Raw genomic sequence first — 22936 nt, 5'->3', positions numbered from 1 at the left:
ATGCTGTGGGCTGTCCTGAGCGTGTTCGTCGGAGCGCTGCTGGCGCCGGCCCTCTATCGCGGGCTCGGGCGCCCGGCCGGCTGGCTCTTCGCGGCGCTCCCGCTCCAGGTGCTCGTGTTCGCGACTGCGTTCGTCGCCGAGGCCCATCCCACGTCGCTGCCGTGGATCCCGTCGCTCGGCGTGGAGCTCGCGGTGAGGCTGGATGGGCTCTCGCTCGTGTTCCTCGGGCTCATCTGCGGCATCGGGGCGCTGATCTTCGTGTACGCGAGCGGATACCTGCGCTCGCACCCGCGGCTCGGGCGGTTTTACGCCTACCTGCTCCTGTTCACGGGGTCCATGGCGGGCCTCGTGCTCGCCGACGACGTCATTCTCCTCTTCGTGTGCTGGGAGCTCACGAGCGTGAGCTCGTATCTCCTCATCGGGTGGGACCACGAGCGGCCGGAGGCGCGCAAAGCCGCCTTGACGGCGCTCCTCGTGACGGGCGGCGGCGGGCTCGCCATGCTCGCGGGCCTCGTCCTCCTCGTCGTGGTCACGGGAGAGACGCAGATCTCGCGGTTCTCGGGGGACGTCGTCCGCGGAGGCCCCCTCTACCTGCCGATCCTGCTCCTCGTGCTCGCGGGAGCGTTCACGAAATCAGCGCAGGTGCCCTTTCATTTCTGGCTCCCTCGAGCGATGGAGGCGCCCACGCCGGTCAGCGCCTACCTGCATTCTGCCACGATGGTGAAGGCCGGCGTCTATCTGCTCGCGCGCCTGCATCCCACGCTGGGCGCGACGCGCGAATGGTACCTCGTCGTGACGGGCTTCGGCGCCGCCACGATGGTGGTTGGCGCGGCGCTCTCGGTCACGCAGGAGGATCTCAAGCGGATCCTCGCCTATTCGACCGTGAGCGTGCTCGGCGTCCTCACGATGCTCCTCGGCATCGGGACCCGGGCGGCCGTCTCCGCGGCGGTTGTCTATCTGGTCGCGCATTCGCTGTACAAGGGCGCGCTCTTCATGACCGCGGGGACCCTGGACCACGAGACCGGGACCCGCGACGTCACCCGTCTGCGGGGCCTCGCGCGGCGGATGCCGATCACCGCGACGGCGGCCGTGCTGGCGGCGATCTCGAGCGCGGGGGCGCCGCCCCTCCTCGGTTTCCTGTCGAAAGAGCTCTTCTACGAGGCCGTCCTCTCGCCGCCCTCGCTGACGGCGGTCCTCGCCGGGGCCGCGGTCCTGGCGAGCGCCCTCCTGGTCGTGGTGAGCCTGGTCGTCGCTTATCGCCCCTTCTTCGGCGGCTCCCCGGCGGCGCCCACGCTCCCCCACGAAGCGCCGCCGTCCTTGTGGCTCGGGCCTGCCACGCTCGCGGCGGCGAGCCTCGTCTTCGGGGTGGCGCCGCGGCTCCTCGGCGACCTCCCGAGCGCGGCGGCGACCGCGATCCTCGGCCGGCCCGCGCCGCTCGAATTGCACCTGTGGCACGGCCTGACCCCCGTGCTCGGGCTCAGCGCCGCGACCCTCGTCGCCGGCCTCGAGCTCTTCCGCGTCCTCTCCGGCCGCGAAGGGCGCCTCTTCCACGCCGCCGAGCGCCTCGGAGCCTGGGGCCCCGGGCGCGTGTACGACGCAGCCTTCGCGGGGCTCCTCCGGTTCGCGGAGTGGCTGACCGGGCGGCTCCAGACGGGGCATCTGCGCCGTTATCTGCTCGTCACGGTCCTGACGACGGTCGTGCTCGTCGGGACGCCCCTGCTCCGGAGCCTCCCTTTCACGATCCCGTCGCTCACGGTGGCGCTCCCGGAGCTCGTGCTCGCGGGCGTGATCCTCGCGTCCGCGGCCATGGCGACGCGCACGCAATCGCGCCTCGCCGTCGTCGCCGCGCTCGGCGCGATCGGCCTCTGCGTCATGCTCGTCTACGTGATCTTCAGCGCGCTCGATCTCGCGCTCACGCAGATCATGGTCGAGGTGCTGACGGTCGTCATCTTCGTCCTCGTCCTGCACCACCTGCCGCGCTTCGTGCCCCGATCTTCCGCGCGCGTGTGGATCCCGGACGCGATCGTCTCCGCGATCTTCGGGGTCACGGTGACCCTGTTGATCCTCATGTCGTCGACGCTCTCCCCCGAGCCGATCCTGCGCGAGTTCTTCGTGGCGAAGGGATACCCGGAGGCCCACGGGCGGGACATCGTCAACGTGATCCTCGTGGATTTCCGGGCGATGGACACGCTGGGCGAGTCCACGGTCCTCTGCGTGGCCGGGATCGGGGTCTATGCGCTGCTCGCGACCCGCACGCGGAAGGGGGCCTGAGCCATGCCCTCCGTCATCCTGCGCGCCGCCACGCCGGTCTTGATGGTGCTCCTGATCATCGTCTCGATCTACGCGCTCCTCCGCGGCCACGACGAGCCCGGGGGCGGGTTCCTCGGCGGGCTCATCATTGCATCGGCGTTCTCGCTCCACATCCTCGCGTACGACGTCCCCTCGACGCGGCAGCTGCTCCGCGTCGCGCCCCAGACGCTCATGGGGCTCGGACTCTCGACGATCCTGCTCTCGGGCGTCGTCGGGCTCGTCGCCGGCGGCTCCTTCCTGCAAGGCGTGTGGGCGACCGTCCCCGTGCCGGGGCTCGGCGACGTCGCGGTGGGGACGCCGGTCCTGTTCGACGTCGGCGTGTATGCCGCCGTGATGGGCATGGTGCTCATGATCCTCCTCATGGCCGCGGAGATGAGCTCATGACGGTCCTCCTCGCGATCGTCGTCGGCGGGCTCTATGCGTCGGGGCTGTTCCTCATGCTCCGGCGCAGCATCGTGAAGCTCGCCTTCGGCCTCGTGCTGCTCGGGCACGGTACGAACCTCCTCATCCTCACGGCAGCCGGCGTCGTCCGCGGCCGTCCCCCGCTGATCCCCAAGGGGGAAGGGGCCTTCCACGCGCCGCCGGCCGATCCCGTGGCCCAGGCGCTGATCCTGACGGCGATCGTCATCAGCTTCGCTGTCGTCGCGTTCGCCGTCGTCCTCCTTCATCGCGTTCATCGGACGATGGGCAGCGACGATATCGACTCTCTCGAATCGACCCGCCCATGAAGGTGCTCCTCGTCCTGCCCGTCCTCGTCCCCCTGACCACGGCGGCCCTCTCGCTCCTCTCCTTCCGGCGCGCGGCGAGGCAGCGCGCGCTCGGGCTCATCGGGAGCGTCCTTCAGCTCGCCGTCGGTGTCGCCTTGCTCCGCGCCGTGCACCGGGGAGGCATTCAATCGACCCAGCTCGGAGGCTGGCCCGCGCCGTACGGCATCACCTTCGTGGTCGACCTCTTCTCGGCGCTGATGGTCCTGCTCTCGGGCGTCATCGCCGTCGTCACGTCGCTCTACTCCCTGTCGGACATCGACCGCGAACGACGGGAGCACGGGTTCTACCCGCTCATGCACGCGCTCCTCATGGGGACGAACGGGGTCTTCGTCACCGGCGACCTCTTCAATCTGTACGTCTGGTTCGAGGTGACGCTGATCGCGTCCTTCGTGCTCCTCGTGCTCGGCAACGAGCGGCCGCAGATGCAGGGCGCGATCAAGTACGTCGCGATGAACCTGATCTCGAGCGCCCTCTTCCTCACCGGCCTCGGCGTCCTCTACGGATCCGTGCACGCCCTCAACATGGCCGATCTCTCGCTCAAGCTGCCGAGCCTCGCGCCGCCGATCCGGTTCACCCTCGCGATGATCTTCCTCGTCGCGTTCGGCATCAAGGCGGCTGTCTTCCCCCTCTTCTTCTGGCTGCCGGACTCGTATCACACGCCTCCCGTGACGGTCACCGCGCTGTTCGCGGGGCTCTTGACGAAGGTGGGTGTCTACGCCCTGGTGCGTAGCTTCACCCTCCTTTTCGTGAGCGACGGGGAAACCACCCACGCGCTCCTCCTCGGGATCGCGGCCTTCACCATGGCCGTCGGCGTGCTCGGCGCGGTGTCCCACCGGGAGGTCCGGCGGATCCTTGCGTTCCACAGCGTGAGCCAGGTCGGCTACATGGTCATGGGCCTCGGCCTGTTCACGCTGTCGTCCCTCTCGGGGGCGATCTTCTTCATCCTGCACCACGCCATCATCAAGTCGAACCTCTTCCTCATCAGCGGGATCATGCGATCCGGGGGGAAAGACGCCCGCCTCGACCTCCAGGGCGGGCTCCTCGCGCGGAGCCCCGGGCTCTCCGCCTGCTTCCTCGTCACGGCCCTCTCCCTCGCCGGCATGCCGCCGTTGTCGGGGTTCTGGGCCAAGCTCATCCTGGTGCGATCGGGGCTCGAGGTCGGCTCGCGAGGGGCCGCGGCCGTCGTCGCCACGAGCCTCGCCGTCGGCCTCGTCACCCTCATTTCGATGACGAAGATATGGAACGAGGCCTTCTGGAAGCCTGCGCCCGCCGGGGCCGACCTCGCCCCGCGCGAGAGCGGGGCGCGGCGTAGCGCGCTCCTGTACCTGCCGGTCGTCCTGTTGACCGCGCTGGGCGTCACGCTCGGGATGGCGCCCGAGCCGCTCCTCGCCGTCGTCCGGCGGGCCGCCGCGCAGCTCGCCGATCCGACCGACTACGTGCACGCCGTGCTGGGGGAGGGTCGCCCATGAGAGCCCTCGTTCTCAATCTGTTCCTGGCGATCGTCTGGGTGGGCCTGACCGGCCGCACCACCGCGGGGGGCCTCGTCTTCGGCTTCCTCCTCGGGTACCTCTTGCTCCTCTGGCTCCGGCGCCTGATCGGCCCCACGACCTATTTCGAGAAGCTGCCAGGGGTGCTGTCGTTCATGCTCTTTTATGCGAGAGAGATGGTGCGGGCGAACCTCAGGGTCGCCCGCGACGTCATTTCGTTCAGGCGAAAGAGCCGCCCCGGCATCGTCGCGGTCCCCCTGGATCTGACGACCGATCTCGAGATCACCGTGCTGACGATCCTCCTCGCCCTGACGCCCGGCACCTTTGGCCTCGACGTCTCGGGCGACCGCACGGTCCTCTTCGTCCATGCGATGTTCGTGGACAGCGCCGACGCGCTGCGCGCGACCATCAAGAGCGACCTCGAGCGCCGCGTGAAGAAGCTCTTCCGGTGACCCCGCTCTTGCTCGTCGCGATCGCCGTCGTCACGGTGGCGTTCGTCGTCGCGTTCATCCGCCTCCTGCTCGGGCCGAGCCTCCCCGACCGCGTTGTCGCCATGGACCTCATGGCGACGGTCGGCAGCGGGGGCATCGCCCTCTACGCGATGGTGACCGACCGCGGCGTCCTCCTCGATGCGGTGATGGTGCTGTCGCTCATCTTTTTCCTCGGCACCATCGCGTTCGCGTACTACCTCGAGCGACAGGGGGAGACGTCGTGATCCTCGAGTTCGTCGAGGGCGCGCTCCTCGTCATCGGATGCGTCTTCATGCTGCTCGCGGCCGTGGGCATCCTGCGCATGCCGGACCTGTTCACGCGCCTCCAGGTGACATCGAAGGCCTCGGTGTTGGGGATGACGTGCATCATCTCGGCCTCCGCCCTTCACTTCTACGACCCGGCGGTCACCACCCGGGCCATCGTCATCATCGCGTTCGTGGCGCTGACGATGCCCGTGGCGACGCACTTGCTCGCTCGCGCCGGTTACACGACGAGCACGCCCCTCTCGCCGGAGACCGTGGTGAACGAGCTCGCGGCGCATTACGATCCGACGACCCACACCCTCGCCGGCACAGAGCCGAGGACCCGCACGTTCGAGCTCGTGCCCGGGGCCGCCGTCGTCGGCAAGCGTATCGCCGAGCTCGGCCTGCCTGCCGGCGTGCTCATTCGCGCCGTTCACCGGGAGGGCGGGACGGTCGTGCCCCGGGGCCAGACGATCCTCGAGGCCGGGGACAGGCTCGAAGTGCTCGTGGAGCCGGCAGAGCTCGGCCGCGTGCGCGAGATCTTCGAGGCTTAGAATACCGATCACGTTGCTCAAGCGAGCAATTAACCGCCAAGGCGCCATAAGACGCCATGAGAACAATAAAATACCTTGGTGTCTTTTGGCGCCTTGGCGGTCAAAATTTCGCGCTTTTCAGGCAGCTTCAACCCGTTTGTCGCTCCTGGAGAGGCGTCGCCGATCGACTACCCCGGCGCTCGGCGGGCAGGCGTGTTTGCCAGGCTCGTCATCCTATCCTATCCTATGCGGTTCGTCCGCTTGCGCCGCTTCCATGCGGCGAGCCGGGACGAAGGGGGGTTGTAATGAACAGAATGATGCTGGTCGCTGGGTCGCTCCTCGCGCTCACGGGGTGTGCCGGGAACGTGGACGCTCCCGGCGCAGGCGGAGCCGACGACCCAGACGAGCTCGAGACAGCGCCCGGTCCGCTCCGGGCGGGTGACGTCATCGCGTACGCGGCCGAGACGTCCCACCCGTACGCGGGTGGCTGGAAACAGGCGATCACCTCGCCGGGCGCCACGTTCGTGCGCGTGCACTTCAACGACTTCTCGCTCGCGAAGGGTGATTACGTCACCGTCTCGAGCCCCGACGGCACGCAGTCGTTCCGGTATGAAGACCGCGGCCCGAACGGGGACGGCGACGTCTGGGCGTTCGCCGTCGACGGCGAGACGGCGATCGTCGAGCTGCACAGCACCAGCGGCGGTGGCCACGGGTTCTCGATCGCGGACATCGGCCACGGGACGATCGCGCTCGCTCCGGCTTCTTTGAGATCGGGCGACGCGACGCCGGGCAGCGCATCCCTCGCGAGGAGGCCCGGCGGAGGCACGCCGGACATCGTGTGTGCCACGGAGGGTCGCGAGAACATCGCGTGTCACCCGGAGCTCGACCTCCAGCAGAGGCCTGTGGCGCGGCTGCTCTTCGCCCGCGGCACCGGCATGTACCTGTGCACGGGGTGGCTGGTCGCAACCGGGGACGACCGCAACACCACGCTCATCACCAACAACCATTGCATCAGCACCCAGGACGAGGCAACCACGCTCGAGACCCGCTTTGGTTACCAGAACACGGCCTGCGGAGGCCCGACGGTGGCGGCAGGCGAGAGCGTCATGGGCGGCTCCCTCGTCAAGACGAACAGCCGGACCCGCACCCGTTCCAGAGGCGGCCTCGACTACACGCTGATAAGGCTGCCGGGCAACCCTCAGACGACCTGGGGCGTGCTCACACCGACAACGAAGGCACCCAGCGTCGGCAACCCCATCAACTTCATTCAGCACCCGGGTGGGCGCCCGAAAGAGATCGGCTTCTGGAGGGATGACGCACATACCCTCCGCTGCCAGATCGACGCGATCGATCAGACCTACTCCGGCACGGTCTCTGGATCGCAGATCGGCTACTCGTGCGACAGCGAAGGGGGCTCGAGCGGGTCGCCGATCATCGACGCCGGCACGGGCAGGGCGTTCGGCCTCCACCACCTCGCCGACGTCGCTTGGCTCTCCTGCAGGAACGGGGGAACAGAGATGTCCGCGATCTGCGCGGATGCCGGCGGCCTCATCCGCTGTGCCACCGATTGAGTCGGACGACGTCGTGTCGCGTCCCTGTCGCTCCAGGCCAAGGGCGCCGGCGTCGAGCGCCTTGAGGCCGCCCGCCCCTCGCGCCGCCCTCGAGCGACGGCGGCGATCGTGCGCGCCAGGCGCCGTGTTAAGCGTCGCCGCACCATGCAGGCGCCCGACACCGATCCCCCCGCGCCCTCGGAGCCGCTCGAGGACAGCGCCCCCCCGATCCCCGAATCCCCCACGCTCGCCAGCCGCGGCGCTGCCTCCCCGCGCCCGCCCACGCGCCGCTGGGCCGTCGGGCTGCTCAGCGCCCTGCATGCCCCCGTCTTCGCCTGGGCCGCGCTCTCCCTCCCCTTCCGGCCGTGGACGCTCTTCGCCGTGGTCACCGCCGCGCTCGCCCTGCTCCACGCCGCGACCGCCGTCCTCTCGCTCCTCGCCCACCCGCTCGCGCCGCGCGCCTTCCGGGCGGCGTCCTTCTGCTCGCTCGGCTACCTCGCCTTCCTGAGCTTCGAGCTCCTGTCCTCCGCCGTCTACGTCGCCTCGCTGAACCGCGGCCTCGGCACCGGCATCGCGGCGGCGCTGCTCGCGGTCTGGGCGGTCGTCGCGCTCCTCACGCTGCCGTTCGCGTGCTGGGGCGTCGCCTCGACCGGCGGCCTCCGCCTGCTGCGCCCGAAGCGCCGGCCCTCGCCCGCGCTCGCCGCGCTCGCCGCGCTGATGGTCCTGGCCGCGCTCTCGCTGCTCGTCCGTCACCGGGTCGCCAAGGCCGACGTCGTGCCCGTGCCGGGCGGCGCGCCGTCGCGCACCGGGGCGGCGCTGCGCGAGGCGCTCGCTTCTTTCGACGCGCTCCCTCCGCCGCCGCCGCCGCCGGCCAAGGCGCCCTCGCTCATGACCACGGCGCCGGCCGCGTGCGCCGCGCCCCCGGAGCCCGGCCGCCCCACACTCGTCGTCACCCACCTCGCCCCCGGCCGTGACCCCGAGCGCGCCGCCGTCGCGACCCGCTGCCTCCAGCCCGCCCCCGGCGAGGACGCCGCGGCGGCGCTGCGCGGCGCGCTCGCCGAGGCCCTGCGCGGCCCGCTCAAGATCGACGTGGTCTCGGCCGCGCAGCCGCTCGCCTCCCCCGGGCCGGGCCTCGACGGGCTGTCGCTGCGCCCCGGGCTGGACGGCCTCTGCCTCGCGGAGCGGTGCCTCATGCCGTGGCAGCTCATCGCGCTCGACGCGTTCAACACGAACGCGCCGCTGGCCGGCGTCCCCGACTTCCGCTTCGGCGTGGATCTCGCGGTCCTGCGCCGCGCCCTCGGCGAGCCCGAGCCGCGCGGCGGCCACAGCGCCGGCGGCGCCGCGCTGCAGGACGGCCTCGCGCGGATCGAGACGCTCAGCTATGCCGTCGACGGCGAGGGCGCGCTCCACCTCCTGTCGCGGCTCGGAGAGCCGTCGGTCCCGCTCACCGAGGCGACCGCGCAGCAGGCGGCGGCCGCTGCCCAGCGCTACATCCTCGGGGCGCAGCGGAAGGACGGCATGTTCCGCTACATCGTCGACCCGTTCACCGGGCGCGCCTCGTTCGACGGGTTCTCGATCGCGCGGCAGGCCGGCACGACGCTCGCCCTGTGCGAGCTCGGGGTCGGCGCCGAGGACCCGACAGCAACGCCGGAGCTCGGGAAGGTGGTGCAGCGCTCGCTCGGGCTGCTCGCGAAGCTCGAGCGCAGGGCCGGCGAAGGCAACTCCGTCGGCGCGCTCTTTTACCCCGCGGACAGCCCCGGGACGATCGCGAGCCTCAACCCCACGGCGCTGACCCTCGTCACGTTCCTCACGTGCCGCGACGGCATCCACGACGCGCGCGCCCACGACGCGCTCATCGGGCGGCTCGCCCGCATGGTGCTCGCGACGCAGCGGGACGACGGCGGGTTCGCGCCGCAGCTCGACCTCGCGCGCGTCGCGCCCGTCCTCGGCCCGACGCAGCTCTACGAGGGCGGCCAGTCGGTGCTCGCGCTGACGCTGCTCGAGGCGCTCGCCGCCCGCGAGCCGAGCCCCGAGCTCCCGCCCGCGGCCGCCGTGCGCGCGGCCGTCGATCGCGCCATGGACTACTACGCGAACCGCTACTGGGATCATTTCGCCAGTGATTTCGTGTACATGGAGGAGAACTGGCACTGCCTCGCGGCGCGCGCGGCGCTCGGGCACCACCGCCGCGACGACTACGAGCGGTTCTGCCTCGATTACGTGGCGTTCAAGTCGCGGCTCGTGCTCGACGAGGACAGCGGGGTGACGCCCGATCTCGTGGGCGGGTACGGGTTCGGCAACGTGCTGCCGCCGCACAACACGGCGACGGCGGGGTTCGGCGAGGCGCTGGCCGCGGCGATGGCGGTCAAGGAGGCGCGCGGCGAGGACCTCTCGCGGGACCGGGCGTCGATGCGACGGGTGCTCGAGTTCCTCGTGCGGCAGCAGTGGTCGCCTGCGACCTGCTTCGCGTGCAGCCGCGACGTGATCATCGAGGGGGGCTTCAGCGAGAGCATGGCGTCTCCCCGGATCCGCATCGACTACGTGCAGCACGCCTGGGCCGCGCTCGGCCACGGGGGCCGGGTGCTCGGGCTCGTGCCTGGGCGAAGCGCGCCGGCGGCGGGGCCTCTGTGAGCGCGGGCGGCGAGGGAGCGGCCGTCGTGAGCGCCGGCGCCGGCGGCGGATCGAGCCCGCACGACGGCGCCGTGAGCGCCGGCGCCGGCGGTGGATCGAGCCCGCGCGGGGCCGCTCGCTTCAGCGAGCGCCGGGCGTACGCATACGGCGTGACCGCCGCGCTCCTGCTCCTCATGCTCGCCCCGCTGTTCCGCCGCCCTCCGGTGGACAGCTTTCCGCTGTCGACCTACCCGATGTTCTCGTGGGGCCGCCACGACGCACAGACCGCCGTGGAGCGCGCCGTGGGCGTGGATTCCCGGGGCGGGCGGCGGCCGATCCCGCCGCGCCTCGTGGGCAGCGAGGAGGTGCTGCAGGCCAAGGCCACGCTGGCGCAGAGCATCCGGCAGGGCGCCCGCGCGGCCCGCGCGCTCTGCCGCGGCATCGCGTCGCGCGTCGCGGCGCAGGACGGCTACGCGGATCTCGTCGCGGTCGAGATCCGGACCGACACCTTCGATGCCGTCGCGTTCTTCGAGGGGCAGGAGGCCCCTGTCGACTCCAAGCTCCACGCGACGTGCAAGGTGGGCGCGCGATGAGGCGGCTCTTTGCGCGGTTCGACCGCGCCTTCTTCGCGGAGGCGCCCGCCGAGCGGCTCGCGCTCTTGCGGCTCCTGGTCGGCGGCTTCGCCCTCGTGTACCTCTGCGTCCGCGCGGTGCACTTCCAGCGGGTGGGCCACCTGCCTGCGGAGAGCTTCAGGCCCGTCGGCGTGATCTCGATGCTCTCCGCGCCGCTCCCCCTCTGGGCGGTGCGCGGCCTCCTCGGCGCGGCGATCGCCGCCGGCGCGGCGTTCGTGGCGGGCTACCGGTTCCGCGTCGCAGGGCCGCTCTTCGGCGCGCTCCTGCTCTGGGTGCTGAGCTACCGGAACTCCTGGGGCATGGTGTTCCACACCGAGAACCTCCTCGCGCTCCACGTCATCGCGCTCGGCCTCGGGGCCGCGGCGGACGCGCACTCGCTCGACGCGCGCGCGGCGCGCCGCGCCGGCACCCCCGCGCCGGCGCCGGACGGCCGCTATGGCTGGCCGATCCGGCTGCTCTGCGCGATCACGGTGATGTCGTATTTCATCGCCGGGATCACGAAGCTCCGGAACAGCGGCCTCGAGTGGGCGACGAGCGACATCCTCCGCAACTACATCGCTTACGACAACGTCCGGAAGATCGCGCTCGGCGACACGCACTCCCCGCTCGGCGGCGCGCTCGTCCGCTACCGGTTCCTGTTCCCGCCCCTCGCGCTCGCCAGCCTGGCGATGGAGCTCGGCGCGCCGCTCGCCCTGTTCAGCCGGCGCGTCGCGCTCGTCTTCTGCAGCGCCGCCTGGCTCTTCCACCTCGGCGTGCTGCTCACGATGGCGATCCTGTTCCCGTACCCGCTGCTCGGCGTGGCGTTCGCGGGGTTCTTCGAGCTGGAGAAGCTGCGCGATCTGAGGCGCCCGCGCGCGAGTCCAGCAGCAGGGCACCGCTGAGCCGGTAGGTAGAGTAAGTGGCGCGTGTCCAGCGCTCGCTCTGCTGCGGGGTCATCTCCGCGCGACCTCGGGTCGTATCCCGGTGTCCTCGGCCAGGTGGTCGAGGAGACGCTTCGCCTCAGCGACGAGATGCTCGTTACCCTCGGCTTGCGCGACGTCGACGGCCTCGAGGAGCACTTTTCGCGATTTCTCCGGCTGATCCGCGAGGAACAACACACTGCCGAGGCAATGGAGCGCGTCGCTCAAGCCTGCTCGATCGCCAGCCTCACGAAAACAGGAGACGGCCTGCTCGTACCAGACGGCGGTACTGGGCCAGTCGCGAGAGCCGCTCTTGATATGGCCGATCGCCATCAGCGCGCGCCCCGAGGCAGAACAATCCCCCACTTGCTCGTAGAGGCGCGCGGCATCTTCGTAGTCTCGCAACGCGCCTTCGTCATCGCCGCCCTGACGGTGCACCCTCGCACATTTGAAGATCAGGGCCGCTTCCTGCGAAGGATTTCCCAGTTCACGCGCAAGCTCCAGCGCCGCCTGGTAAGCGTCTCCCGCAAGCGCCACATCATTCATCAATGCGCACGCATCGCCGAGTCCCTCGATTGCCCTCGCCTCCCCGGCTAGGTCGGCGAGGGAGTGATAGATCGGCGCGGCCTCTTCGTAAGCTTCCCTAGCCCGAAGCGGCTCGTTCCGGCGCAGCGAAAGCTCTCCGAGCTCTTCATGGGCAGCGGCCTCGAAACGCCGGCTCTCGTGCTCTCTGGCGAGCGACAGGGCTTCCTCGAGATCCTGGCGAGCATTTTTAACATTCTGTTCGAGCCGCCACAATCGCCCACGAGAGAGGAGCGTTGCAGCGCGCCCGATCGAGTCCCCGGCGTCATCGGCAGCAGCGAGCGCCCGCTCGTAGGCGGTCCGTGCTCGATCGAGCCGATGCAGCTCGACCCAGGCATCTCCGAGCGTCTTCAACGCGACACCTTCCTCGCGCCGCCAGCCGACGCGCTGGAAGAGTCGCACGGACTCTTCCGCGTCCTCGATCGCTTCCTGCACGCGCCCCGTCCAGATTTTCACGTGGGACAAGCGGCTCATACAGAGGGCGAGGCCGCCCCAATCACCGGCAGCCGCCGCCAGCTCGCGCCCACGCTCGAGCAGCACCGCGGCACCATCCCACCGAAGCATCATCACGCGGCCGATTCCTGCCTTGGCGAGAGCCGTTACGGCGATCTCGGGCGCGGCGCCAGAGCGCTCCAGCCAATCGCCCGCCGCCTCATAGAGCGTCGAGATCCGCTCGATGGTGGCGGCATCCTTGTTCTCCCCGCGCCGCTCATCCTCGTCCGTCGCCAGCTCGTACAGGATCCGCCCCGCGACCAGCAGATCCTCGCTCGACCAGGCGCTGTCGTCGCGTAGCTGGCGAGATCGGAGCAGGAGCCGAGCGCCCGACTCGGCGTCACCGTCCTCGACGAGCTCCAGCGCCATGCGGACAGCCATGCTCCGGGGCTCGGGCAGGCTGGGCGAGCGCGCGTCGATGGGGCTCGGCACCTGGGTAGACACGATGTCCCTGCCAGCCTGTGTCGGCACCGCCCGCCCCTCCGCCTCGGGAAACAGCCCGGGGGCCAGCTCCGCGATCGACCCCTCGAGCCGCCGCAGCGCGGCGACTTGCAGCAGCGCCCGCCGGAGGACCTCCTCGTCGCACAACAGGTCGAGGATCGGCAGCACCCCTCCCGTGTCCGCGAACCCCGCCTTGCGCAGCGCCTCGCGTCCCTCAGCGCCGAGCGTCTCGCCCCTGCCGACCGCAACGAGGGCGCGCAGGGCGGTGTCCGCTGGCCCGCCCGCGAATCGCCCGGCGACGACGCGTCCAATCGCCTCCGCCTTCGCCGCGTCGAGCCCCTCGCCCTGCGCCTCGACCTCGACCATGGCCTCGGCCGCATCGACGAGGTCGATCGGGCTGATCAGCTTTGCCGAAAGCTCCCGGATCGCATCCGCGATCTCCTCGTACGCCCCCACCGGCCGCTCGTCGAGCAGCCGATCCAGGATGCGATGCAGCACCCCGATCTTCAGCGGCCCGAGCCACGCCTCCGCTGGAAGGCTGACCTCCTGATCGAAATCGTAGAGCGCGAGCCCCGGCGTCATCTTGCTCCCGTCGAGGACAACCGCTTGCGGGTCCACCACCGGAACCGCGTCGACGCGCCACCAGACGAGCACCGGGTTCGGGAGGTTGATCCGGCCCGAGAGCAGGGCGTGCCGCTCCGCCCAGCGGAGCTGGACCAGCTTCAGATCCGGCTCGAGCGCGCGGAGCGCCTGCGCGAGCAGCAGCGCGAGGCGATCGCGGTGCGCGCGCGGAAGCCCGAGCGGCATCACCCACGGTCGCTGCAGATCGCCGCTCTGGACGGCAAGGCGCGGGAAGTGATCGCCGGCGAACAGGCGCACGCGGTCTCCTCAGGGAAGCTGACCGGCGGCGTGCTCGCAGAGAAAGTGGAGCCCGGGCGAGAGCATGTAACGATCAGGGCTGAGCAGCCAGTCGGGAACCAGGGCGCCATAGCGGAGCGCGCGCTCGCGGAGCTCCTGCGTCACACCATGCGTGTCGAGCTCGACGCCTGTGAGGAACTGGTGCGGGGCGTGCTTGAACGCCGCCGCGACCCGGCGGATTTCCTCGCCGCGCAGCCCAGCGAAGCGATTCTCCGCGATCCGGAGCAAGGCCTCGCGCAGGCGATCCCCGTCGTCGGGCGGGAAGTCGATGCGCTCGTAGTCGAGATCGGCGAGCCACGAGAGGTACCCCCAGGCGTTGGTCGTCCACGAGGCGAGCTTCGCTGCCAGCTTCTCGAAGCCGGCTTCCTTGAGGGCCAGGCGCTTGTCCGGGCCTGCCGTGCCCATCCGTGTCTTCGCGATCCGGAGGAGTTCCTCGGGCTCCAGACCTTTCACGACGACCTCGTTCGAGTACAGCTTGCGCAGATCCGCAGATACGAACTCGGTCCGGAGGTTCGCGACGACCACGCAGTCCCGGAAGCCGAGGATCGCCTTCGCCAGGTCGGTGACCCGACGCACGTCCTCCTCGATCTCGGCGTAGCCGACCTGATCGAGGTTGTCGACGAAGAGGACCACGTGCTCCCCGGCGGCGCGGCAATCGCTGAGGAAGTCCTGCACCTTCTCCCTGAGGAAATCCGCGTCGATCGCGCGCTCGTACGACTCCTCGACGGACCGGACCCGGCTGGCGGCGCCGCTGATGCCAAACTCGACCTGCACGCTCTCGACGAGCTTGGACTTCACCGCAACGCCGAGCTGAAGGTTGCGCGACCACTGCCGAACCTCCTTGACGCTGACCTTCGTGAGCGCGGCGAAGCGCTGGAGCAGCTCCGCGCCCTTCTGCAGCGCCGGATCGTTCGCGTTTTCCGTGGCCTCGCGGCCGAGGTCGGCTGCGATGCGCTTGAGAACGGCGTCAGGACCGTGTCCTGTCTGGGCGCCGTCCACGATGACCCGGAACGCTCCGGGCGACGAGATGACTGTGTCGAGCGCCTTGCGGGTCAGGATCGATTTTCCGACCCCGCGATGCCCACGAACCAGGATCCTCGCCTGCCCCGGCCCCCCAGGCTCCAGGACACTCTTCAGCCTCTCCACCAAGTCGCTGAGGAGCTCCTCCCGGTTCGTGAACAGCGCCAGATCGACGTAGTTGTCCGGTTGGAAACAGGCCGAGCGGGTGGGCTTGGGGCGAGGGGTCATCGAGACGCTCTCCGGACGCCGTCGTGGCTCTCCAGGCTTTCGCACGTCCCCGGCCGGCGTTCAAGGCGCGCCGCGCCCCGTCCGCCCGCCTCCCAGCGCTCGCGCCGCTATGCTCCGTCGACGGGCGCGTCGTCGAACGGCTCGCAGACGAGATAGACCTTCTTCCCGCTCGGATGGATCGCGAGCGTCGCGTAGCGCGGGCAGGCGAAGCACTCCCGCGCGTCCACCGTCGCCGCCCGCCGCGGGCAGCGCACCGTCCGTGGCTCGGTGCCACCCCCCTCGACCTCGATCCACACCAGCTTGTCCGATTCCTCCAGATGACAGGCCATGGCGACCTCCTCCCGCGGCCATCTGCCGATGAAAGGCGGTTTGCAATCATCGAGCCGGAAGACGTCGACCCGCGGCGCCGCCATGGCGAGCCGCCAGGACCGCACCCGGATCGCGCCTGTTGCCGTCGACTCCCATGCTTCTTCACGGCTCCGCACGTCATCTCTCAGCGGCGGAGCGGGCTGCTGCGCCTCGCCCCGGACTCCGGGGCGCACGCCCTGCGCCGAGAGGCGCGCCGAATGCATCTGCGATGAAACGAGGGACGGACCCTGCCGCGCCGGCTGGGCCACGCCTCGGCGCAGCACATGGCGCACCCCTTGCTGCGTCGTCTGTGCTGCGGTGGGCGCCGCAGCGCTCTTCACAGGGGGTCGCGATGGCAGACTGGCTCGTCGTGCTGCTGGCGGCTGCGGGCGGCGTCGTGGCGTCGATCGTCGGGACGAGACGCCTCCTCGCCCGGCGGCATTACCACACCTCGGAGGCCACCCTGGTCTGTCCACGGACCGGGGCTCCCGTGCGGTGTCGGCTTGTCGTCGACGGCCGCTCCGAGGAGCCCGTCGAGGTCGCACACTGCTCGCTTCTCCCCGGCGGGCGGCCCACGTGCGAGCAGGACTGTGTGAAGCTCCTGAACCTGGGCATCCGGCTCGCGCCCGTCGAGCCAGCGCGCCCGCCGCGAACCCACGAGCACCCTGACGCAGGCGAGCCCGGCGCCGGCGAGGAGCCCGGCCCGCCCTCACCCTGACGCGACCGACGGATCGTGGCGCGCAAGGCGTGCGCCGCCCCGCACTCCCTGCATCGCGCAGCGCGCCGGCCGGCCCGTCGCCGCCCGGGAGCCGTGATGGCACATCGCGTGCTGCCAGCACCGGAACCATGGCTTTCCAGATACCGAAGATGACGACCCGCTCCTCGGCCAACCTGCCGATCGCGCTGGTCCTTTTGGGGACTGGCTCCCTGCTGTGGATCCGCGCCGCGCTGCGCGCGCCGGGCGCGCTGGACATGACCCCCAGCGTCGACGGCGGCCTGACCGTGGGGATCGTCGGCGTGCTGCTCGCGCTGCTGCACGGCGTCGCCTACCCGACAGCGCTCCTGGCGGTGGCGGCGCCGCTCGCCCTCGTCCAGCTCCTCGCCGCGGGGCCCTCGGGACCCACTTTCCTGCCCGTGCTCGGGATCGAGCTCACCGTGCTTGGCCTCTTCGGCCTGCCGCTCTCCCGGCTGCCTCGCCGCCGCCCTGCTGTGGCGGCACCGCCGCGCTCTCTGAGCGCGGCGCACCCGTCGCCCTCGTGAGCAGCCAGCCCGTGGGTTGATCGACGCGCCACGGTGTCGCGGCGGCGAGTTTCGACAGGCGTCGCTCCGGCCCCGCCCGCGCGAGCGGGGCCTTCGCTTTCGCCGCGGATCAGAACTCGAACTTGTCGAACGAGTTCAGGTCCTTGCACGCATCGACGAGGCGCGCCGCCACGCCCTTCTCGCCGAGGTGGAGCCAGCCGCGCGGGTCGATGTACTTCTTGTTGGGCTTGTCCTCGCCCTCGGGGTTGCCGAGCTGCGACTTCAGGTAGGCGCCCTTGTCGTCCATGTACTTCTTGATGGGCTGCGTGAAGGCCCACTGCGTGTCCGTGTCGATGTTCATCTTGATGACGCCGTAGGACACCGCCTCGCGGATCTCCTCGCGCGACGAGCCGGAGCCGCCGTGGAACACGAAGTCGACCGGCTTCGCGCCCGTCTTGCGCTCCTTCTGGATCGCGTCCTGGGAGTTCTTCAGGATGGGCGGCCGGAGCTGCACGTTGCCCGGCTTGTAGACGCCGTGCGTGTTGCCGAACGACGCGGCGACCGTGAAATTGCCGATCGGCTTCAGCGCGTCGTACGCGGCGAGCACCTCCGCGGGCTGGGTGTACAGCTTCGAGTTGTCGATGCCGCTGTTGTCGACGCCGTCCTCCTCGCCGCCCGTGACGCCGAGCTCGATCTCGAGCGTCATGTTGAGCGCCGCCATCTGCCGCAGGTACTTCTGGCAGATCTCCAGGTTCTCGTGGAGCGGCTCCTCGGACAGATCGAGCATGTGAGAGGAGAACAGGGGCTCTCCGTTCTTCTCGAAGAACTTCTTGCCGTGCTCCAGCAGGCCGTCGATCCACGGCAGGAGCTTCTTCGCGGCGTGATCGGTGTGCAGGATGACCGGCACGCCGTAGGCCTCGGCCAGGTTCCGCACGTAGTGCGCGCCCGCGACGGCGCCCGCGATGGCGGCCTTCTCACCCTTGTTGTCCAGGAACTTGCCGCCGAAGAAGTGGGCGCCGCCGTTCGAGAACTGGATGATGATGGGGCACTTGGCCTCTCGAGCCGCCTGGAGCGCGGCGGTCGTGCTGTGCGAGCCGATCACGTTCACGGCCGGCAGCGCACACTCGACGCTCTTCATGTACTCGAACAGCTCCTGAAGAGCGGAGCCAGTGATCACGCCGGGCTTGAGCTTCATCTTGGACATGGCACCTTGAATCCTTGTTCCTTGCTCGGGTCTCGCCCGAGCATGCAACGCGGCGAAGGAAAGCGGAAGGGTGGATCGGATCCGCAGGGCGGGCGCGGTCCCGGTACCATCGCCAAAGCCCAGGGAGCAAGCGGATTCTCCGCTGGCTTCTCGGTGGAATGATCACCCCACGGCGAGCCCGCGCTCGCCGAGCAGCCGCCCGGAGATCCACATGCAGGCCTCATCCATCTCGCCCGAAGAGCTCCTCGCATCCCTCGCGGAGGCCGCGCAGGGCCTGCTGTTCCCCAGCGAGTCCGATCACGAGCTGCGCCCGTTCCGGGCGCGCGGCGACGCGTCCTCGCCGGCCGCGCTGCTCGCGGCCGAGGGCCTCGGCGCGGCGACGCCGGTCGAGGTCACGACGGCGGGCGACCTCTTCGCGCCGGTGATCGACGTGCCGGGGGACGCCGGCGACGCGGCGCTGGCCGAGGCGGGGCGATACCGGCGGCTCATGGACCTGCTCGAGCGCCACCTCACCGACGTCCGGGTCTACCGCGTCGGGCGCGTCGCGATCGACGTCTACGTCGTCGGCCGCCATCCGTCGGGCGCGTGGCTCGGCCTCGTGACGAAGGTCGTCGAGACCTGAGCGCGCGCCGCTCAGCGGGCGCCGGCGGGCCCGTCGTCGACGCGCGCCTCCAGCGTCCGCTGCACGGCCTCGGGGAGGGCGGTCATGAGGTCGTAGCCCGCGCGCCCCTCGATCTCGTCCACCGTCGTCCGGTACTGCCCCCAGCCCTGATCGAGGATGCCCGCCTCGTTCGGCATCACCACCGCGATGACCCGCGTCGCCGGGCCGATGTCGTCGGGCCCCTGCCCCGGATCGAGGACCACGGCGACCTTGAAGAACGCGTCGGGCACGGCGACGTCCTTGCCGATGGTGGCGGCCGGGCGCTCGCGCTCGTCGAAGAGGCCGCCGGCGATCAAGAACAGCACCCGCCGCTCCTTCTGCGCGAGCTCCTGGCACGCCTCCTCGAGCCTCAGCCACGGACCGGCGTTGAGCTCGTGCCGCTGCGGCAGGATGTTCGTGAGGAGGAACGTCGCCTTGTTGTCGTCGGGGGTCCGCGTCCGCTCCTCGGAGCGGACCATGTGGCCTCGATCGAAGCCGGAGCCTGTGTAGTCGTCGTGCTGCACGCGGTACCAGCCGTCCGGCAGCGCGGTGTCGGCCAGGAACTTGCCCCGATGGCGGGGGGCGTCCCCGAACGAGGCGGCGTCGAGCCTCCAGCTGACCCAGTTCGCCACGTTCCTGGAGCGGTTGTAGGAGAGGGCGTACTGGGGCTTGATCATCAGGTGATCGTCGGACGCGTCGGCCCGCGCGGCGCGCGCTCCCGTGCGGGCCGGGACGCCGAGCTCGAGGTGGGGGCTCGGCGCGGGCGGGCGCGAGGACGGCGCGTCCTTCGGCGGGGAGCCCTTCGGCGGAGCGGCCTTCGGCGGCGAGGCGCTGCCGGATCGGCCGGGCGTCGGCGACGGCCTGGAGGTGCGGCCGCCGCCGAGGTCGAGGCCGAGCCCGTCGAGCCCGCGCTCGAGGCCACACTTGACCCCCACCGCGCTGAGCCCGGTCACGAGGAGCGCGACGAGCACGCGCAACCCCGAGGACTTCTGTTGTCGCTTCCTGTTCGAGCCCACGTCAGCGCTGCCAGCTATCTACGGCAGGGACGGCGCGGGCGTCCAGCGCGACCTCGGCGAGGCGCGCGCCGCTCGGCCCGCCAGGCGCGCCGGTAGGTTTTGCTTGACGAGCGCTCACTCCTGCGCGGATGCGAGCCGGAGACGCTCGGACGCATCATCATACCGTACCGAGCATCGGCGCCGAAGCGACCTTCTGAGCGGCATTGACGTCACAGCCCCGCGGGCAGCGCTCACCAGGAGCACCGCGGCTGCGCGCCCGCGCCGCGCCGAGGGCCGAGGATCGCCGGGAATCGTCCGCGGGGGATCCATCACCCGTGGACCCGTGAGCACGATGCAGCGGAGCCACAAAAATCGCACACCATTTCATCAAACGATGTCCAGGCCGCGATGGCGTCTTCTGGCCATGACGTCCGGCAGGAGCCGTAAAGCCTGGGGAGATTTGTTCGCCAGCACAGAAGCCGTCATGATGAGGCCTTCCCTGGCACATGCGCCGGCACCGGCAGCCGGCGTCACCCACCCACCCGTGCAAATCATTGCGGTATCGCGCAAAGACCCGTGCAGCGTCCATTCCTCACGACGGACCGCGAGGGTCCGGCGAGCCCGCGGGCGTCGCGCCGGAGACCAACAACGCTCCGAAATGCTGCCGAGCGGCGGCGCGGGCGGAGATCGTGCGCTATCCTGTTGACAGAGATGCTTTCTGGTCCAATGTTTGCGAACACGGCGTGGCGGCGCTGGAGCTGAGAGACCACGGGATATCGCACCGCGATAGACGTTGCCTCACCTCCAATCACCTGCCGCAACCATGAGGGTCAATTCATGAACTTGTACTATCGCGCACTCAGCACGGCACTCTTCTCGGCGGCGCTCGCGGTCGCCGGGCTCTCTTCGGGCAATGCCGAGGCGTCGTCGTCGAGGCAGCCCATCAAGGTGGAGCGCCTCGTGTTCCCGGTGACCCTCTCCGACGGCAACACCTACGACGTCGTCGGCTACCTCTACTATCAGGGTCATGCCAAGTACCGCCCCCTCCAGGTGCTCGTCCACGGCCTGACCTACACGCACGAGTACTGGGATCTCCCGTCGTTCGGCGGACACGATTACTCCTATGCCCAGCACATGGCGAAGGAGGGATACGCCGTCCTGGCGCTCGACATGCTCGGGGCCGGAGAGAGCAGCCGGCCCGACGGCGACTTCGTCGACCTGGCCGAGACCGCCGACAGCGTCCATCAGATCATCACCGAAATGCGCACGCCGGGCGGCGTCTACAAAACGCCTTTCACGCGCGTCGCGCTCGTCGGTCACTCGAACGGCGCCATCATCAACACGTTCGTTCAGAGCACCTACAATGACGCGGACGTCCTCGTGAACACCGGCCTGGCCTTCACGCCGCACCCGATCCCGGTCCCGTCGGAGGCGATCTCCGCGCTGCTGCAGACGCCCTATATCGCGATCCCACCGGAGATGCGCACCGCCATCTTCTACGACACCACGAACGCGAACCCGGCGCTCATCGATTTCGACAACACCACCATCGCCGACACGTTCACGCGCGGGCAGTTCCTGAGCCTCCTCGCCGTCTCCGAGGACCCGACGCTCGCCGGCATCGACGAGGTGACGAGCCCGGTGCTGATCCAGTTCGGGGAGACGGACGCGCTGCAGCCGGCGTCGTACGTGGACTCCGACGCGGCGCTCTATGCCAGCGCCGAGTTCGTCACGACCGCGATCGTCCCTGACACCGGCCATATCCTGAACGGCCATCGCAAGGCGCGGGTCGGCTGGGAGCAGATCGACTGCTGGGTTCACCATAACATGGGCTGGTAGGGCTCGATCGGAGCCTCCGGCCGCGCCGCCTGCCCGGAGCGCCACGGCCGGCAGCCGCCGCCCGCCGTCGCCCGGGCAGCGGATCGCCGGCTTGGCGGCCGCTGCCCGGGATCTATGCTGCCCCCATGCGCGAACAGCTCGCCAAGACGCTCGGGGAGGTCTTCTGGACCGATCTCCGCGCCCACACAGTGCGCGATGCGGTCATCGTCGTCGCCGCCGATCTCGATCTCCTGGACGTCGGCGAGGCCATGGCCGCGAACGACACGGCCGCGGTGGAGGCCTGGATCGCGGCCGGCAAGCTGACCAAGCCGACGGCCGCCGATCTCGTGCGCTGGCCGCAGCAGCACGATCTGCGCTTCCTGTCGCTCGTTGTCGCGCCGTTCGTGCTGGTCCGCCAGCCGGCCTCGCCGCTGCCGTCGTGAGGCGCGCCGCCAGCGCGGCGTGATATCGTCGCCCGCATGCGCCGGTTCGAGTTCGTGCAGGGGACGAGCGCCAAGTTCTGGATGGCCGACGTGGACGACACGACGTTCATCGTCGTCTACGGGCGGCTGGGGACCGCCGGGCAACGCAAGGAGAAGGCGTTCCCCACGGCGGAGGCCGCGCAGCGCGAGTGCGACAAGAAGGTCGCGGAGAAGCTCAGGGAGGGCTACCAGGAAGTGGCCGCCGCCGGGGGCGGCGCGCCCGCCGGCGGCGCCCCCGCTGCCACCGCCGGAGCGGCCGCGCCCCCGCCGCCGCCGAAGCTCGATCTGCCGCCGCGCGTCCAGCCCGGCGAGGCTACCGAGGCGCGGCGCAAGGCCGCCATCCACGCGCTCGCCGCGGTCTCGGCCGCGCGCGGCCGGCGGAGCTGGGTGCTCGGGCGCGCCGTCCGACGCGCCCGCCGCGCGCTCGAGTCGCTCGGCGGGCTCGATCCCGCGACCGACAGGGCGCTGTCCGCCGCGCTGGACGCGCTCCTGGCCCGCGTCGTCGCGCCGAGCGCGCGCGATCGCCTGCCGCTCGTGCGCGCGATCGAGCTGCTCTCGGAGCTCGACGCAGCGGCGTTCGCGCGCGCGGTGCGCGACACCTGGAAGGCCCCGCCAGCGACCTCTCCGGCCGCCGGAGCGCTCGCCCTCCTGAAGCGGCAGCTCGAGGAGCTCGACGATCCCGAGCTCGGCCTCCGGCTCGGCGCCCTGCTCGTCGATCGGCCGCACCACGGCGCGATGAGCGCCGAGGCGGGGTGGGCGCGGCGCTGGAAGGCGCTCTCGCCGCACCTCGAGGCGCACCTCGCCCACCGCGGGCGCTCGCTGAAGGAGCTCCTCGCCGGCATCGACGCGGGCGGCGACCCGCACGTCGAGGAGCGGGTCGCGCGGATGCGCGCGGCGTGAGTCGCCCGGACGCGCGCGGCGTGAGCTCCGCGGCCTGAGCTGCGCGCCTGGCGCGCCTCGAGGCGATGCGCCGGGCGGCTCCGGGCCCCCGCGGGGCACCCCGGCATCCGC

22 protein-coding genes are annotated in these 22936 nt (G+C 70.7%); 17 read left to right on the top strand and 5 right to left on the bottom strand.

Features of this window, described 5'->3' with window-relative positions; all coding sequences use genetic code 11:
* The 11 genes from WMF14_RS11235 to WMF14_RS11185 all read left to right on the top strand — a co-directional run bounded on the left by WMF14_RS11235 (position 1) and on the right by WMF14_RS11185 (position 11500).
* Positions 1–2271, top strand: a complete 2271-nt coding sequence (locus WMF14_RS11235) for a putative monovalent cation/H+ antiporter subunit A (protein ID WP_437800745.1) — start codon at positions 1–3, stop codon at positions 2269–2271.
* A gap of 3 nt (positions 2272–2274) precedes the next feature.
* Positions 2275–2694 carry a Na+/H+ antiporter subunit B gene (locus WMF14_RS11230; protein WP_272101620.1) on the top strand — a complete coding sequence of 140 codons (420 nt, stop codon included), beginning with the start codon at positions 2275–2277 and terminating at the stop codon, positions 2692–2694.
* On the top strand, positions 2691–3038 hold the full coding sequence (locus WMF14_RS11225) for a Na+/H+ antiporter subunit C (RefSeq protein WP_272101619.1): 348 nt from the start codon (positions 2691–2693) through the stop codon (positions 3036–3038). The genes WMF14_RS11230 and WMF14_RS11225 overlap by 4 nt, the downstream gene beginning before the upstream one ends.
* Positions 3035–4546: a proton-conducting transporter transmembrane domain-containing protein gene (locus WMF14_RS11220; protein WP_437800743.1), complete on the top strand. Its 1512-nt coding sequence runs from the start codon at positions 3035–3037 to the stop codon at positions 4544–4546. The genes WMF14_RS11225 and WMF14_RS11220 overlap by 4 nt, the downstream gene beginning before the upstream one ends.
* A complete protein-coding gene (locus WMF14_RS11215; RefSeq protein ID WP_437800741.1) occupies positions 4543–5016 on the top strand; it encodes a Na+/H+ antiporter subunit E in 474 nt (157 codons plus the stop codon). The genes WMF14_RS11220 and WMF14_RS11215 overlap by 4 nt, the downstream gene beginning before the upstream one ends.
* The gene (locus tag WMF14_RS11210; protein ID WP_437800739.1) at positions 5013–5279 is read left to right on the top strand and encodes a monovalent cation/H+ antiporter complex subunit F; all 267 of its coding nucleotides are present in this window, start codon (positions 5013–5015) and stop codon (positions 5277–5279) included. Before WMF14_RS11215 ends, WMF14_RS11210 begins: the two co-directional genes overlap by 4 nt.
* Positions 5276–5851, top strand: a complete 576-nt coding sequence (gene mnhG / locus WMF14_RS11205) for a monovalent cation/H(+) antiporter subunit G (protein ID WP_272101615.1) — start codon at positions 5276–5278, stop codon at positions 5849–5851. The genes WMF14_RS11210 and mnhG overlap by 4 nt, the downstream gene beginning before the upstream one ends.
* A gap of 284 nt (positions 5852–6135) precedes the next feature.
* Positions 6136–7401: a trypsin-like serine peptidase gene (locus WMF14_RS11200; RefSeq protein WP_437800737.1), complete on the top strand. Its 1266-nt coding sequence runs from the start codon at positions 6136–6138 to the stop codon at positions 7399–7401.
* A 144-nt stretch (positions 7402–7545) separates the two neighbouring features.
* Positions 7546–10008, top strand: coding sequence for a hypothetical protein (locus WMF14_RS11195; RefSeq protein WP_437800735.1), 2463 nt, complete (start codon positions 7546–7548; stop codon positions 10006–10008).
* A gap of 26 nt (positions 10009–10034) precedes the next feature.
* On the top strand, positions 10035–10580 hold the full coding sequence (locus WMF14_RS11190; RefSeq protein ID WP_437800733.1) for a hypothetical protein: 546 nt from the start codon (positions 10035–10037) through the stop codon (positions 10578–10580).
* On the top strand, positions 10577–11500 hold the full coding sequence (locus tag WMF14_RS11185) for an HTTM domain-containing protein (protein ID WP_437800731.1): 924 nt from the start codon (positions 10577–10579) through the stop codon (positions 11498–11500). The genes WMF14_RS11190 and WMF14_RS11185 overlap by 4 nt, the downstream gene beginning before the upstream one ends.
* A gap of 51 nt (positions 11501–11551) precedes the next feature.
* Here the strand turns inward: WMF14_RS11185 and WMF14_RS11180 are convergent, their stop codons facing one another.
* From WMF14_RS11180 to WMF14_RS11170, 3 genes are all read right to left on the bottom strand, one after another.
* Positions 11552–13912 (bottom strand): tetratricopeptide repeat protein, encoded by a 2361-nt coding sequence (locus WMF14_RS11180; RefSeq protein ID WP_437800730.1) that lies wholly within the window; start codon positions 13910–13912, stop codon positions 11552–11554.
* A 9-nt stretch (positions 13913–13921) separates the two neighbouring features.
* Positions 13922–15199, bottom strand: a complete 1278-nt coding sequence (locus WMF14_RS11175; protein ID WP_437800728.1) for an AAA family ATPase — start codon at positions 15197–15199, stop codon at positions 13922–13924.
* A 107-nt stretch (positions 15200–15306) separates the two neighbouring features.
* A complete protein-coding gene (locus tag WMF14_RS11170) occupies positions 15307–15528 on the bottom strand; it encodes a hypothetical protein (RefSeq protein WP_437800726.1) in 222 nt (73 codons plus the stop codon).
* Between the two features lie 371 nt (positions 15529–15899).
* On the opposite strand from WMF14_RS11170, the gene WMF14_RS11165 reads away from it, so the two are divergent.
* On the top strand, positions 15900–16265 hold the full coding sequence (locus tag WMF14_RS11165) for a hypothetical protein (RefSeq protein WP_437800724.1): 366 nt from the start codon (positions 15900–15902) through the stop codon (positions 16263–16265).
* Positions 16266–16414: 149 nt separating this feature from the next.
* The gene (locus WMF14_RS11160) at positions 16415–16807 is read left to right on the top strand and encodes a hypothetical protein (RefSeq protein WP_437800722.1); all 393 of its coding nucleotides are present in this window, start codon (positions 16415–16417) and stop codon (positions 16805–16807) included.
* Between the two features lie 109 nt (positions 16808–16916).
* On the opposite strand, the gene fbaA is transcribed toward WMF14_RS11160, so the two are convergent.
* A complete protein-coding gene (gene fbaA, locus WMF14_RS11155; protein ID WP_272101607.1) occupies positions 16917–17990 on the bottom strand; it encodes a class II fructose-bisphosphate aldolase in 1074 nt (357 codons plus the stop codon).
* A gap of 211 nt (positions 17991–18201) precedes the next feature.
* Here fbaA and WMF14_RS11150 point away from each other — a divergent pair, with 211 nt between their 5' ends.
* Positions 18202–18612 carry a nuclease A inhibitor family protein gene (locus WMF14_RS11150; RefSeq protein ID WP_437800720.1) on the top strand — a complete coding sequence of 137 codons (411 nt, stop codon included), beginning with the start codon at positions 18202–18204 and terminating at the stop codon, positions 18610–18612.
* 11 nt (positions 18613–18623) lie between these two features.
* Here WMF14_RS11150 and WMF14_RS11145 read toward each other — a convergent pair whose 3' ends face one another.
* Positions 18624–19601 carry a DNA/RNA non-specific endonuclease gene (locus WMF14_RS11145; protein ID WP_437804182.1) on the bottom strand — a complete coding sequence of 326 codons (978 nt, stop codon included), beginning with the start codon at positions 19599–19601 and terminating at the stop codon, positions 18624–18626.
* Positions 19602–20462: 861 nt separating this feature from the next.
* On the opposite strand from WMF14_RS11145, the gene WMF14_RS11140 reads away from it, so the two are divergent.
* The 3 genes from WMF14_RS11140 (at position 20463) to WMF14_RS11130 (ending at position 22825) form a co-directional block, all read left to right on the top strand.
* Complete coding sequence (locus WMF14_RS11140) at positions 20463–21464, top strand: alpha/beta hydrolase (protein ID WP_437800718.1); 1002 nt, start codon at positions 20463–20465, stop codon at positions 21462–21464.
* 125 nt (positions 21465–21589) lie between these two features.
* On the top strand, positions 21590–21886 hold the full coding sequence (locus WMF14_RS11135; protein WP_272101604.1) for a DUF2288 domain-containing protein: 297 nt from the start codon (positions 21590–21592) through the stop codon (positions 21884–21886).
* 36 nt (positions 21887–21922) lie between these two features.
* Complete coding sequence (locus tag WMF14_RS11130) at positions 21923–22825, top strand: WGR domain-containing protein (protein WP_437800716.1); 903 nt, start codon at positions 21923–21925, stop codon at positions 22823–22825.
* Positions 22826–22936 lie beyond the last annotated feature (111 nt).

Origin of the sequence: Sorangium sp. So ce693 (assembly GCF_051521375.1) — a bacterium.
GTDB lineage: Bacteria > Myxococcota_A > Polyangia > Polyangiales > Polyangiaceae > Sorangium > Sorangium atrum.
This window is presented reverse-complemented; position numbering and strand designations above follow the sequence as displayed.